A 12408-nucleotide genomic window follows, 5' to 3' on the forward strand; every position below is an offset into this window, starting at 1 on the left:
CCAGGAATCCCCGATGAACCCGCAAGAACTCAAGACCATCATGGGCTCCGGCCTGCTCTCGTTTCCGCTGACCGACTTCGACAGCAACGGCGACTTCAACAAGAAGGGCTACCAGCAGCGCCTCGAATGGCTCGCGCCCTACGGCGCCAGTGCGCTGTTCGCGGCCGGTGGCACGGGCGAGTTCTTCTCGCTCACCGGCGACGAGTACCCCGGCATCATCCAGACGGCGGTCGACACCTGCCGCGGCAAGGTGCCGATCATTGCCGGCGCCGGCGGCCCGACGCGCTTTGCCATCCAGTGCGCACAAGCGGCCGAAAAGGCCGGCGCGCACGGCATCCTGCTGCTGCCGCACTACCTCACCGAAGCCGGCCAGGAAGGCCTGGCCGCGCACGTCGAGGCCGTGTGCAAGAGCGTGAAGTTCGGCGTGATCGTCTACAACCGCGCCACCAGCCGCCTCAAGCCCGACACGCTGGCCGGCCTGGCCGAGCGCAACCCGAACCTCGTCGGCTTCAAGGATGGCGTGGGCGACATCGAAGCCATGGTCGCGATCTACCAGAAGATGGGCGACCGCTTCGCCTACCTGGGTGGCCTGCCCACGGCCGAGGTCTATGCCGCGGCCTACAAGGCCATGGGCACGCCGGTGTATTCGTCGGCGGTCTTCAACTTCATTCCGAAGACGGCGATGGACTTCTATCACGCGGTCGCCAACGACGACCTGCCCACGCAGCACCGCCTGCTGAAGAACTTCTTCATGCCTTACCTCGAGCTGCGCAACCGCGTGCCTGGCTATGCCGTGAGCATCGTCAAGGCCGGCGCCAAGATCGTCGGCCACGACGCCGGCCCGGTGCGCGCACCGCTCACCGACCTGAAGCCCGCCGAGATGGAGCAGCTCAAGGCGCTGATCGCCACGCTCGGCCCGCAGTAAAAAACTTCGACGGCGACAACAAGAAAGACGGAGACAACACGTCATGTGCCTCAAGAAGTTCCTGCTGGTGGCTGCCGCGGCCGCCATGTTCTCGGGCTGCGCGATGATGCCCGCGGGCAGTGCCGCATCGGCGCCCTCCGATGTGGCAGCGGCCGCCGAGCGGCTGCGCGTGGCCATGGTCGATCCGACCGCCGCCGCGCTCGGCGCGCTGGTGGCCGACGACCTGAGCTACGGCCACTCGGGCGGCAAGGTCGACACCAAGGCCAGCTTCATCAGCGACCTGCTCGACGGCAAGTCCGACTTCGTGACCATCGCCATCACCGACCAGACCATCAAGGTCGTCGATGCCCATACCGCCATCGTGCGCCACACCTTCACGGCCGACACCAACGATTCGGGCAAGCCCGGCAAGGTCAGCCTGAAGATCCTCGGCGTCTGGCAGAAGCAGGGCGGCGACTGGAAGCTGCTCGCGCGCCAGGCCGTGCGCGTTGCGCCCTGACCGGGATGCACGAATGAACAGAAGAAACCTTCTTGCGACGGGCTTCGCGCTCGCCGCCACCGCGCTGCTTCCCCTGCATGCCTCGGCCCAGGCCGATGCATGGCCGCAGCAGAAGCCGGTGACCATCGTCGTGCCGTTCCCCGCCGGCGGCTCCACCGACATGGTGGCGCGTGCGCTGGCGCTGCAACTGCAGAACAAGCTCGGCGGCAGCTTCGTCGTCGACAACCGCCCCGGTGCCACGGGCACCATCGGCACCGGCTTCGTCAAGCGCGCGGCGCCTGACGGCTACACGCTGCTCGTGTCGTCGCTCGGCGCCTTCGTCGTCACGCCGCATCTGCAAAAGAGCGTGCCCTACGACGCCACCAAAGACTTCGACTACATCAGCGTGCCCGTGCAGGCGCCCAACGTGCTGGTCGCGAATGTCGCGCGGCCCGAGCGCACCGTGGCCGACGTGCTCGCGCTGCTGCGCAAGACGCCGGGCAAGGTCTCGTTCGCGAGTTCGGGCAACGGCTCGTCCGACCATCTCTCGGCCGAACTCTTCTGGCAGCAGACGAAAACCGAAGGCGTGCACGTGCCCTACAAGGGCGGTGCGCCGGCAGTCAACGACCTGCTGGGCAACCAGGTCGACTTCTCGTTCCAGAACGTCAATGCCGTGCTGCCGCACATCCGCGCGGGCAAGCTGCGCGCCATTGCCGTCACCGGTGACAAGCGCTCGCCCGTGCTGCCCGAGGTACCCACGCTGGCCGAAGCCGGCGTGAAAGGCGCCGAGGTCTACTCATGGCAAGGCATGGCCGCGCCGAAGGGGCTGCCGCCCGCGCTGAAGAAGAAGCTGAGCGACGCGGTCATCGCCGCCATGCAAGACCCCGAGACGAAGAAGCGCATGCTCGAGCAGGGTCTTGAAATCGTCGCCAGCACGCCCGAAGATTTCACCGCCTTCCAGTTGCGCGAATGGACGCGCTGGAAGACGCTCATCGACACACGCCACATCACTGCAGACTGAAGCAGCAAGCCCGAAGATGACAAGTCCTGAATCCGTTGTTTCCAACGCCGTGTCGGGCGCGCCCGTCGTCACCGGCATGCGCGTGGTGCCCGTTGCGGGCCACGACAGCATGCTGATGAACCTCAGCGGCGCCCATGGCCCTTTCTTCACGCGCAACCTGCTGATCCTGACCGACAGCGCCGGCCACACCGGCGTCGGCGAAGTACCGGGCGGCGAGAAGATCCGCCAGACGCTCGAAGATGCGCGCGGCCTCATCGTGGGTCAGCCCATCGGCCGCCACAACGCCGTGCTCAACAGCCTGCGCAGCGCTTTTGCCGGCCGCGACAGTGGCGGCCGCGGCCAGCAGACCTTCGACCTGCGTGTGACCATCCACGCGGTCACCGCCGTCGAGGCCGCGCTGCTCGACCTGCTGGGCCAGTTCCTCGAAGTGCCCGTGGCAGCATTGCTCGGCGAAGGCCAGCAGCGCGATGCGGTGCAGATGCTCGGCTACCTCTTCTACGTGGGCGACCGCAAGAAGACCGACCTGCCTTACGAGACCGACCCCGGCGCCGACAACGACTGGTTCCGCCTGCGCCACGAAGAAGCCATGACGCCCGAATCGATCGTGCGCCTGGCCGAAGCCACGCATGCGCGCTACGGCTTCACCGACTTCAAGCTCAAGGGCGGCGTGCTGCGCGGCGAAGAAGAAGTCGAGGCCATTTGTGCGCTGCACGAGCGCTTTCCGAAGGCGCGCGTCACGCTCGACCCGAATGGCGGCTGGCTGCTTGCCGATGCGATCCGCCTGTGCCGCGACCTGCACGGCGTGATGGCCTATGCCGAAGACCCGTGCGGCGCCGAAGGCGTGTTCTCGGGCCGCGAGGTGATGGCCGAGTTTCGCCGTGCCACCGGCTTGCCGACCGCGACCAACATGGTCGCCACCGACTGGCGCGAGATGGTGCACAGCCTCTCGCTGCAATCGGTCGACATCCCGCTGGCCGATCCGCACTTCTGGACCATGCAGGGCTCGGTGCGCGTGGCGCAGCTGTGCCAGGCCTGGGGCCTGACGTGGGGCTCGCATTCGAACAACCACTTCGACGTGTCGCTCGCGATGTTCACGCACGTGGCTGCCGCTGCACCCGGCAAGGTCACGGCCATCGACACGCACTGGATCTGGCAGGACGGCCAGCGCCTGACCAAGGCACCGCTGCAGATCGAAGGCGGCTTCGTGCAGGTGCCGACGCGCGGCGGTCTGGGCATCGAACTCGACATGGACGAAGTCGAGAAGGCGCACCAGCTCTACCTGAAGCACGGCCTCGGCGCGCGCAACGATGCGCAGGCGATGCAATACCTGATTCCCGACTGGACTTTCGACAACAAGAAACCATGCATGGTTCGTTGAAAGCGTAGCCTTCGTTTTCCATTCCCGCAGCCGGAGCCTCATCGCTCCGGCTTCTTTCTTTTCATCGAGCAGCAGCAAAGCAAGGAACCCCCTCATGCAGAACTTCGACAACCTGATCGCGGGCGAATGGCGTGCCGGCGCAAGCTACAGCCCCAACGTCAACCCGAGCAACCTGGCCGATGTGCTGGGCCAGTACACGCAAGGCGACGCGGCGCATGTCGATGCCGCCGTGGCCGCCGCCACCGCGGCCTTTCCGGCCTGGGCCACGGGCAGCATCCAGGCGCGCTCCGACGCGCTCGACAAGATCGGCAACGAGATCCTGGCGCGCAAGGAAGAGCTGGGCACGCTGCTCGCACGCGAAGAGGGCAAGACCAAGGCGGAAGGCATCGGCGAAGCCACGCGTGCGGGCCAGATCTTCAAGTTCTTCGCGGGCGAATGCCTGCGCCTGTCGGGCGAGGTGCTGCCTTCGGTGCGGCCCAACATCGGCGTCGAGATCACGCGCGAGCCGGTCGGCGTGGTCGGCCTCATCACGCCGTGGAACTTTCCCATTGCCATTCCTGCGTGGAAGATCGCACCGGCACTGGCCTTCGGCAACTGCGTGGTGCTCAAGCCTGCCGACCTCGTGCCGGGCAGCGCCTGGGCACTGAGCGAGATCATCAGCCGCTCGGGCATTCCGGCCGGCGTGTTCAACCTCGTGATGGGCCGTGGCAGCGTGATCGGCGAGGCGCTGGTGAATCACCCCGGCATTCATGCGATCAGCTTCACCGGCTCGGTGGGCGTGGGCCGCAACATCGCGATCCAGTGCGTCACCAACCACAAGAAGGTGCAGCTCGAAATGGGCGGCAAGAACCCGCAGGTGATCCTGGACGACGCCGACCTCGCACAAGCCGTGGAGTTGAGCGTGCAGAGCGCCTTCTATTCGACCGGCCAGCGCTGCACCGCATCGAGCCGGCTCATCGTGACCGAAGGCATCTACCCGAAGTTCATCGAGGCGATGAAGGCGCGCATGGCCAAGATCAAGGTCGGCGATGCGCTCGCGCAAGGCACCGACGTGGGCCCGGTCTCTTCGAGGTCGCAGCTCGACCAGGACATGGAATACGTCGCCATCGGCAAGGGCGAAGGCGCCACGCTGGCAGCCGGCGGCGAACGCCTGAAGCTGGAGACCGATGGCTACTACATGTCGCCCGCGCTGTTCAGCGAATCGGCCGCCGCCATGCGCATCAACAAGGAAGAAATCTTCGGCCCGGTCGCGAGCGTGATCCGCGTGAAGAACTACGAAGAGGCGCTGGCCACCGCCAACGACACCGAGTTCGGCCTCTCGGCCGGCATCGCCACCACCTCGCTGAAGTACGCCACGCACTTCAAGCGCCACAGCCAGGCCGGCATGGTGATGGTCAACCTGCCGACGGCGGGCGTCGACTACCACGTGCCCTTCGGCGGCCGCAAGGGCAGCAGCTACGGCCCGCGCGAGCAGGGCAAGTACGCGCAGGAGTTCTTCACCACGGTGAAGACCGCCTACACGCTGGCCTGACCGATCTTCAGGCGGGCGGCAGCGAGCTTGGCGGTGCGCGCCTGCGGCGGCGCATCGCGAATTCGAGCAGTTCGAAGATGCCTTCGCTCAGCAGCGCCATTGCGGCGGCCGGCAGCGCGCCGGCCAGCAGCAGCTCGCGGTCGTTGAGGGCCAGCCCCGTCACGATGCGTTCGCCGAAACCGCCCGCGCCGATGAAGGCCGCGATGGTCGCGGTGCCGATGGCAATCGCCGTGGCCGTCCGCACGCCCGCCAGCAGCGTGGGCAGCGCCAGCGGCAGCAGCACGAGCTGCAGGCTCTGCGGCGGCGTCATGCCGAGCGCGGTGCCGGCCAGCCGCAGGCCGTTTGGCACTTCGGCCAGGCCCGTCACCGTGTTGCGCATGATCGGCAGCAGCGAATAGAGCGTGAGCGCGATCAGCGCGGGTAGGGCACCGATGGCGCCGAGCATCGAGATCAGCACCGCCAGCAGCGCCAGCGACGGCACGGTCTGCAGCAGGCTCGCGATGCCGAGCACCACGGCACGCAGCCGCACGTGCGAGAACACCAGGATCGCGATGGGCACGCCGATCAGGATGGCAACGCCCACCGACAACGCCACCAGCAGCAAATGCTGGCGCGCCAGCTTCCAGAGGTCGGGGCCGAACAGCTTGGCGGTGAAGCCGCGCCGGGCTTCCTGCGCCGGTGCCGCGCCGGTCTTGCCGGTGCTGGCGATGAAGTCGCGCGCGATCACGTCGAAGGGCGCGCTCTGCAGTTCGGCGCGCGCATTCATCGCGATCATTGCGTGCTCGTCGACCTTGCCTTCGAGCGCTTGCAGCGCGGCCCATGCCTTGGGCAGCCGCGTGGGCAGGTCGAGCCTGTAGAGCACCACCGCGTCGTAACGCGGAAAGTATTTCTTGTCGTCTTCGAGCACGCGCAGGCCGAGGTGGTCGATCTTGGCGTCGGTGGTGTAGATGTCGATGGCGTCGATCTGCTTGGCGGCCACCGCCTCGTAGGCCAGGCCGTGGTCGAGGCCGGTCGGCGTCTGCGTGAAGCCGTAGCGCGAGGCCAACCCCTTCCAGCCATCGGCGCGGCCGAGGAATTCGTTCGACAGGCCGAGCTTGAGTTCGGGGTGCTTCGCCAGGTCGCTCAGCGTGCGCAGGCCGAGCCGGTCGGCATCGGCCGCCCGCACCGCCAGCGCATAGCCGTCGTTGAAGCCGAGCGGAATGGCCACGCCCAGGCCCATCGGCGCGAGCGCGGCGTTCATGGCCTCGCGCGTTTCCGCTGGCGAGCCCTTGAGGATTTCGAGCGCGATGGTGCCGGTGTATTCGGCATAGAGGTCGATGGCGCCCGAGCGCAGCGCCTCGTAGACGATCGCCGTGTTGCCCAGCCCTTGCCGCACCATGGGCGGCGATGCGGTGTGCGGCGCGGCCGTCTGTGCCAGCAGCTCGGCCAGGATGTACGACTCGGTGAAGCGCTTGGAGCCGACGCGCAGCGGCTCGTCGGCGGCCTGCGCGGGCGAGATGGCCGCAAGCCAGGCAAGGGAGAGCAACAGGGCTGTGTGCCAGAGGCGGCGGTGCAGGGGCATCCGGGCCAGTGTATAGACATCTCTTTGCGCGGAGTACCCGTCCGTCTCCTACACGCCGAGGTGCGCGGAGCCGATGCGCCGGCGCTGTGCGGCCGTCCATAGTTAGCAGCCATGAAGTCCAAGCAGCCCAAGACCAAAGCCAAGACCAGACCCCAACCGCACAAGCCGCACAAGAGCGACCTGCCCGGCCCCGACGTCCACGGCCTGCGCAAGCTGCCCGGCCTGCAGGTCGACGGCTACAGCCTGCAGTTGCGCGACAAGGACGGCTTCGTCGGCGACCAGGCGAGCCAGACGGCTTTCAGGGAGCTGCTCGAACGCTGGCGCAAGCGACGCCGCAAGGCTGGCAAGGACCCGCTGGGCCGATCGCATTCGCGCGACCTCAGCAAGAAGGAACTCGACCGCGCGCTGCAGGAGAAGAAGGCCTCCGAAGCCGCCGACGTGATGCACGGCGCCATCGAGGAGTTTGCGGAAGAGCTGGCCTTCGTGATCCAGCGTTTCATGCGTCAGCCTTCGTGGCGGAAGGTGCAGCGCATCGTGGTCGGTGGCGGCTTTCCCGAGAGCGACGTGGGCGAGCGCGCGATTCTGCAAGCGGGGGCCATCCTCGAAGACATGGGCCTGCACGTGCAGCTTGGCCGCCTGTCGCACAACGTGGACGACGGCGGCCTGATCGGCTGGGTGCATCTCACGCCGCCCGCCATGCTGAAGAAGCACGACGCGATCCTCGCGCTGGACATCGGCGGCACCAACGTGCGCTGCGGCATCGTCAAGACGCGGCACCGCAGGGCGCCCGACTTCTCGCTGGCCGAGGTGGTGCGGCGCGAGAAATGGCGCCACGCCGACGAAGGGCCGAACCGCGGTGGCATGGTGGAGCACATCGCCGACATGCTCGAAGACATGGTGGTCTACAGCGAGCGCAAGAAGATCCGGCTCGCGCCCTTCATCGGCATCGGCTGCCCGGGGCTGATCCGGCAGGACGGCTCGATTGCTCGCGGCGCACAGAACCTGCCCGGCGATTGGGAGAGCGAGGCCTTCCATCTGCCCAGCGCGCTGTGGCGCCGCATGCCGATGATGGACTCGGGCGCGACGCTGGTGCTGATGCACAACGACGCGGTGGTGCAGGGCCTGAGTGAACTGCCCTTCATGCGCGATGTGCGGCACTGGGGCGTGCTGACCATCGGCACGGGGCTGGGCAACGCGAGCTTCACCAACCGGGGGTGACAAGCAAGGCGACGGCGTTCTTTCTCGCCGCCTCGCCTTGCACTACATGTCTTCGGGGCGCAGGCCCGCATCGACGCGGACATTGGCCGAGGTGGCCACGATGTTGCCGGCCGCGTCGGCAACGCGCAGCTCGATGTTGGCGGCGCCGGCCTTCGCGGGCGTCCATGCGCACACATAGGGCGCGGCCTTCAGCGCACACATGGTGCGGCCGTCGACGATGAACTTCAGCTCGGCCACGCCGACGTTGTCGGAAGCCGTGGCGGACAGCCGCGTTGCCATGCCCACCACCGCGTCCTGCGGCGCGGCCAGCGTCGCGCTCGGAGCGACGGTGTCGGCCGGCGGGTTGACGATCACGTTGGCGGATGCGACGGACGCATTGCCCGCCGCATCGATCGCGATCACGTGGATCGTCTGCGTGCCGGGTGTGGTCGGCGTCCACGTGCAGGTGTACGGCGGCGCGGTGAAGGTGCAGATCGGCAGGCTGTTGGTGCCGACGACCTTGACGCCGGCCACGCCGACGTTGTCGATCGCCACCGGCGCAAGGGTGGTGGGCTGGCCGACCGTGGCCATGGCCGGGGCGGCGAGCGACACGGTCGGCTTGTCGGTGTCGCGAACGCCGAGCGGCAGGTCGATGGTGAAGGCCGACTGGCCCTGCACGGCCTTCTGCTCGAAGGCATCGAAGATCGTGAACCAGGTCGCGCCCGGTGCGCGCTCCGGCGACTGCGCCTTCACCAGCAGGTTCGTCTTGCCGACGGCGAAGCAGCTGAAGCCGCAGTGCCAGTCGAAGGCGAAGCGGCCGTTCGCGTCGGTCGCGCCTTGCACCAGAAGCTCCAGCGGCTTGCGCGCGCCGGGGTCGCGCCAGACCGAGACCAGCGCGCCGGCCAGTGCGGCGCCGGTCGCGGCGTCGGTCACGCGCACCTGCGTGGCGGTGGTTGCGGCCATGTACTTCGAGGTGCCGAGCCGGGGCCAGTCGCTCCAGTCGGTGTTGATGTTGGCCTTGGTGCCTGCGGTGAAGCGGATCATCTCCAGCGTGGCGACGCGGTTGGCGGCGGGGTCGAAGCGCTCCTCGAAGACGGTGCCCAGCAAGGGGTCGAGCCGCCAGTGCTGGCGCGGCCACCAGTAGCGGTCGGTCGGGTTCGCCAGTTCCAGGTCGGCCTTCGGCGCGATGCCGGTGGTGTCGGTCACGGCGGTGGCGTTGTAGTACTCGCCGGAGCCCGCGCCGAAAACGTGTTCGAGCTCATGCAGCAGGGTCTTGAGCTGGCGGCCGAGGTAGTCCTTCTCGGTGGACTCGGGCGCGGCGGGGGAGATCGTGCGCGTCAGGCGCAGCGGATCGTGAATGGCGGTCCAGTTGAGGTTCCAGGTCACGCCCTTGGGCGGGAAGGTGGTGCTCGTGGTCAGGCCGCCGTGGCTGTAGCCGCTCTGCGACTTCGACACGCACAGCACGACCTCGCGCTCGGCCACGCCATTGAAGCCGCACTGCGGCGCCGACCCCGGCGCGACGACGCGCAGGTCTTTCGCGGGATCGAAGACGAAGCTGCGCACGGTTTCGCGCGTGAACACCGTGTTGATGTCGGCCACGTACTGTGCAAGCCGGCGTCCTGCTTCGGGCACGCCGATGTCGGCCACCAGCTGGGGGTCGACGAAGAACTTCAGACGGTGCACGCTGGGCGTGGCACGGCCGACCTCGTCCATAGCAGCCCGGGCGGGCACGCACACGGAAAGCAGCAGCAACATCGCGCAGGCCAATGCAAAAAAAGGCATGGCTGCGCCCAGCCGGCGCGCACGCGCCAGCAGCGAATCAACGGATCGCATCGATTTTTTCCCGCAGGGGGACTCGGCAAAAATCAAAGGGGAGTCGCTTCAGGCGACCCGATGGACCCGGGCTGCACGAAGCACGCAAACCCCGCCCGAGACCACCTTTGCCGGTCACGCTTTTGCATCACATCGAATTCGCCGAAGGCGATGCGCCCTGAAGGGCGCCGATGCTTCCGAAGTGCGGGGGCTGGTTGCCTGTCGATGAGATGAAGAGCGGACCGCTCATTCCCCAACACGACGTTGCGGTAACCAGTAAGGCCTCAATTTTAAATTTTGGGCCCGTAGGAATGGGGCTTGCCCCGCTGTAGTGCCTGCCTATTATTTGGGCAGTTTGTCACGGCAAAGGGCATCGGATGCCCTGCGGTGGCTGGCTAGGGTTTAGGGCCTAGAGCTGGAAAGCGACGGTGAGCAGCAGCCCCTCGGCCACGTCACGCACCAGGCCCGGACGCCGCGCGCGGTAGGGCTCGCCGGCCGAGGCAGTGGTCTCGATCCACTCGGCCAGCCATTCGATGTCGGCCTGCCCGTAGAACACCACGTTCGCCTCGTGATTGAGCAGCAGGCTGCGCAGGTCGAGGTTGATCGAGCCGCACATCGCCAGTTCGTCATCGACCACCACGGCCTTGGCGTGGGCCATGAAGGGCAGCATGCGAAAGCTCACGCCGGCGCGCGCCAGGTCGCGCATGGCGCGGGCGCGCACGAAGTCGGCCAGGCGGTGGTTCGATTGCGCGGGCATGGCAATGGTCACCTGCACGCCGCGCCGCGCGGCCAGCCGCAACGCATCGCGCAGGCCGTCGCCGGGCACGAAGTAGGGCGTGATCGCCAGCAGGCGGTGCTCGGCGCGAAAGCACGCGTCGATCAAGAGGGCGTGCGCGGTGTCCTCGGTCTGGTCGGGGCCGCTCGGCAGGAACTGGGCCATGGCGGTGCCCGGGCCCTCGGGCACGTCTTCGGCCGTGATCGCTCGCGCCTTGCGCGGGCGCACCGAGGTCCAGTCGTGGTCGAACTGGCGCGAGGCGGCTGCGGCCACGCTGCCGTGCAGGTCGAAGGACAGGTCGCGCCAGGCTTCGGGGTGCTTGGCGTTGCCGGTGAAGTATTCGCCCGCAAGGTTGCGCCCGCCCGACCAGAGCCAGGCGTCGTCCGCTATGGTGAACTTGCGGTGGTTGCGCAGGTTGCGCGGGCCGATACGGCGCAGGCTGAAGAAGGGGCGGAACACCGCCACCTCGCCGCCCGCCGCGCGCAGCAGGTCGAAGTGATGGCGCGGCAGCGACAGCGCACCGAAGCCGTCGAGCAGCACGCGCACCTTGATGCCTTCGCGCGCGCGCTGCGCCAGCCGCGCGATCACCGCATGGCCGAGATCGTCGTTGCCGATGATGAAGGTGCACACGTCGATGCGCTCGCGTGCGCCGTCGATCACCTGCCACAGTGCTTCGCGCGCGGCCTCGCCGTCGGCGTGCATGCGGATCGCGCAGCGCCCCGGCGGCGCAAGGCCGAAGCTCTCGATCAGGTCGGCCGCCCAGTGCCCCGGCGGCACCGAGCGCGGCGGCCGTGGCGAACCCGCCGGGCGCAGCTTGCGCTGGCCGAACAGCAGGTACATCGGCAGGATGAAATAGGGCAGCAGTACCAGCCCCATGACCCAGGCAATGGCCGTGGTGGGGGCGCGCTGTTCGCGGCGTGCGCGCGTGGTCAGCACATAGACCAGCAGCGCAAAAGTGACGACGAGAAAATGCTGCGACGGCGAAGGCAGCCAGTCGAACCTTGTATTCGGCATGGGGCCGATGATGCCTCAGTGCCGCGCTCTCGCCCGGTCAGCGCTGCAGGAAGGCCGGCACGCCGCGCCCTTGCGAGGCCAGGAACCGCATCATCGGATCGACCACCGCGCGCACGGCCGGCCGGTCGCCCACGCGGTCGCGCCAAGCCACGAGGCGCGGCGTGGCGCTGGTCATGCCGGCACCCTTGCGGTCGGCGAACACGTGCGCCATGTAGAAGGCGATGTCCGCGAAGGAATACGGGCCCGCGAGGTACTCGCGCGTGCCCAGCAGGCCTTCCATTTCTTCGTAGAAACGCGCGCAGCCGGCGCAGGCCGCGATCGCGGGAGGGCTCTGCATGGCCTCCTGCAGGCCGAAGAGCTTGATGACGTTCGGAAAGAAGACCTCGTCGGACTTCTGCTCCAGCTGCCGCGCGCGGGCCCGCTCGGCAATGCCTTGGGGCCACAGTGCGAGCGATGCCGGTGCGGGGTAGCGGTCTTCGAGGTACTCGAAGATCTGCGTCGAATCGAACAGCGAAACCTCGTCGTCGACCAGCACGGGCACCTGCTGCTTGACGGGGTTGACCCGAAGCACCTCGGGGTGCTTGGGCTCGTAGGCGTCGCCTTCGACGAAGGGCACCATGACCAGTTCGAAGGGCACGTTTTTTTCGCGTGCCGCGATCTCGACCTTGGCGCCGAACATGCTGAGGGGGCCGGAATAGATGTGAGTCGTCATGCCC

Annotated in this window: 10 protein-coding genes; 6 read left to right on the forward strand and 4 right to left on the reverse strand. The window is 67.7% G+C overall.

Annotation, left to right across the window (positions count from 1 at the left end; genetic code table 11):
- Window positions 1-13: 13 nt before the first annotated feature.
- From kdgD to ACGLHS_RS01805, 5 genes are all read left to right on the forward strand, one after another.
- Window positions 14-925 (forward strand): 5-dehydro-4-deoxyglucarate dehydratase, encoded by a 912-nt coding sequence (gene kdgD / locus ACGLHS_RS01785; RefSeq protein ID WP_093236925.1) that lies wholly within the window; start codon window positions 14-16, stop codon window positions 923-925.
- A 43-nt stretch (window positions 926-968) separates the two neighbouring features.
- Window positions 969-1424 carry a nuclear transport factor 2 family protein gene (locus ACGLHS_RS01790; protein ID WP_394476322.1) on the forward strand — a complete coding sequence of 152 codons (456 nt, stop codon included), beginning with the start codon at window positions 969-971 and terminating at the stop codon, window positions 1422-1424.
- 13 nt (window positions 1425-1437) lie between these two features.
- The gene (locus tag ACGLHS_RS01795; protein WP_394476324.1) at window positions 1438-2424 is read left to right on the forward strand and encodes a Bug family tripartite tricarboxylate transporter substrate binding protein; all 987 of its coding nucleotides are present in this window, start codon (window positions 1438-1440) and stop codon (window positions 2422-2424) included.
- Between the two features lie 16 nt (window positions 2425-2440).
- Window positions 2441-3802: a glucarate dehydratase gene (gene gudD / locus ACGLHS_RS01800; protein WP_394476326.1), complete on the forward strand. Its 1362-nt coding sequence runs from the start codon at window positions 2441-2443 to the stop codon at window positions 3800-3802.
- A gap of 94 nt (window positions 3803-3896) precedes the next feature.
- Window positions 3897-5333 carry an aldehyde dehydrogenase family protein gene (locus tag ACGLHS_RS01805; protein WP_394476328.1) on the forward strand — a complete coding sequence of 479 codons (1437 nt, stop codon included), beginning with the start codon at window positions 3897-3899 and terminating at the stop codon, window positions 5331-5333.
- A gap of 7 nt (window positions 5334-5340) precedes the next feature.
- On the opposite strand, the gene ACGLHS_RS01810 is transcribed toward ACGLHS_RS01805, so the two are convergent.
- Entirely contained in the window at window positions 5341-6894 is a 1554-nt protein-coding gene (locus ACGLHS_RS01810; RefSeq protein ID WP_394476330.1) for a glycine betaine ABC transporter substrate-binding protein, read from the reverse strand.
- Window positions 6895-7005: 111 nt separating this feature from the next.
- Between ACGLHS_RS01810 and ACGLHS_RS01815 the strand changes: the two genes are divergently transcribed.
- Window positions 7006-8112 (forward strand): ROK family protein, encoded by a 1107-nt coding sequence (locus ACGLHS_RS01815; RefSeq protein ID WP_394476333.1) that lies wholly within the window; start codon window positions 7006-7008, stop codon window positions 8110-8112.
- A gap of 42 nt (window positions 8113-8154) precedes the next feature.
- On the opposite strand, the gene ACGLHS_RS01820 is transcribed toward ACGLHS_RS01815, so the two are convergent.
- The 3 genes from ACGLHS_RS01820 to ACGLHS_RS01830 form a co-directional block, all read right to left on the reverse strand.
- The gene (locus ACGLHS_RS01820) at window positions 8155-9924 is read right to left on the reverse strand and encodes an Ig-like domain-containing protein (protein ID WP_394476335.1); all 1770 of its coding nucleotides are present in this window, start codon (window positions 9922-9924) and stop codon (window positions 8155-8157) included.
- Window positions 9925-10312: 388 nt separating this feature from the next.
- Complete coding sequence (locus ACGLHS_RS01825; RefSeq protein ID WP_394476337.1) at window positions 10313-11692, reverse strand: phospholipase D-like domain-containing protein; 1380 nt, start codon at window positions 11690-11692, stop codon at window positions 10313-10315.
- A 37-nt stretch (window positions 11693-11729) separates the two neighbouring features.
- Window positions 11730-12404: a glutathione S-transferase family protein gene (locus ACGLHS_RS01830; RefSeq protein ID WP_394476339.1), complete on the reverse strand. Its 675-nt coding sequence runs from the start codon at window positions 12402-12404 to the stop codon at window positions 11730-11732.
- Window positions 12405-12408 lie beyond the last annotated feature (4 nt).

The organism is Variovorax sp. VaC1, assembly GCF_043658315.1.
GTDB lineage: Bacteria > Pseudomonadota > Gammaproteobacteria > Burkholderiales > Burkholderiaceae_C > Variovorax.

Coding starts and splice junctions, on each gene's coding strand:
- ACGLHS_RS01815 (WP_394476333.1), top strand. CDS start 7,006: ATGAAGTCCAAGCAGCCCAAGACCAAAGCCAAGACCAGACCCCAACCG.
- ACGLHS_RS01795 (WP_394476324.1), top strand. CDS start 1,438: ATGAACAGAAGAAACCTTCTTGCGACGGGCTTCGCGCTCGCCGCCACC.
- ACGLHS_RS01830 (WP_394476339.1), bottom strand. CDS start 12,404: ATGACGACTCACATCTATTCCGGCCCCCTCAGCATGTTCGGCGCCAAG.
- gudD (WP_394476326.1), top strand. CDS start 2,441: ATGACAAGTCCTGAATCCGTTGTTTCCAACGCCGTGTCGGGCGCGCCC.
- ACGLHS_RS01825 (WP_394476337.1), bottom strand. CDS start 11,692: ATGCCGAATACAAGGTTCGACTGGCTGCCTTCGCCGTCGCAGCATTTT.
- ACGLHS_RS01805 (WP_394476328.1), top strand. CDS start 3,897: ATGCAGAACTTCGACAACCTGATCGCGGGCGAATGGCGTGCCGGCGCA.
- ACGLHS_RS01790 (WP_394476322.1), top strand. CDS start 969: ATGTGCCTCAAGAAGTTCCTGCTGGTGGCTGCCGCGGCCGCCATGTTC.
- kdgD (WP_093236925.1), top strand. CDS start 14: ATGAACCCGCAAGAACTCAAGACCATCATGGGCTCCGGCCTGCTCTCG.
- ACGLHS_RS01820 (WP_394476335.1), bottom strand. CDS start 9,924: ATGCGATCCGTTGATTCGCTGCTGGCGCGTGCGCGCCGGCTGGGCGCA.
- ACGLHS_RS01810 (WP_394476330.1), bottom strand. CDS start 6,894: ATGCCCCTGCACCGCCGCCTCTGGCACACAGCCCTGTTGCTCTCCCTT.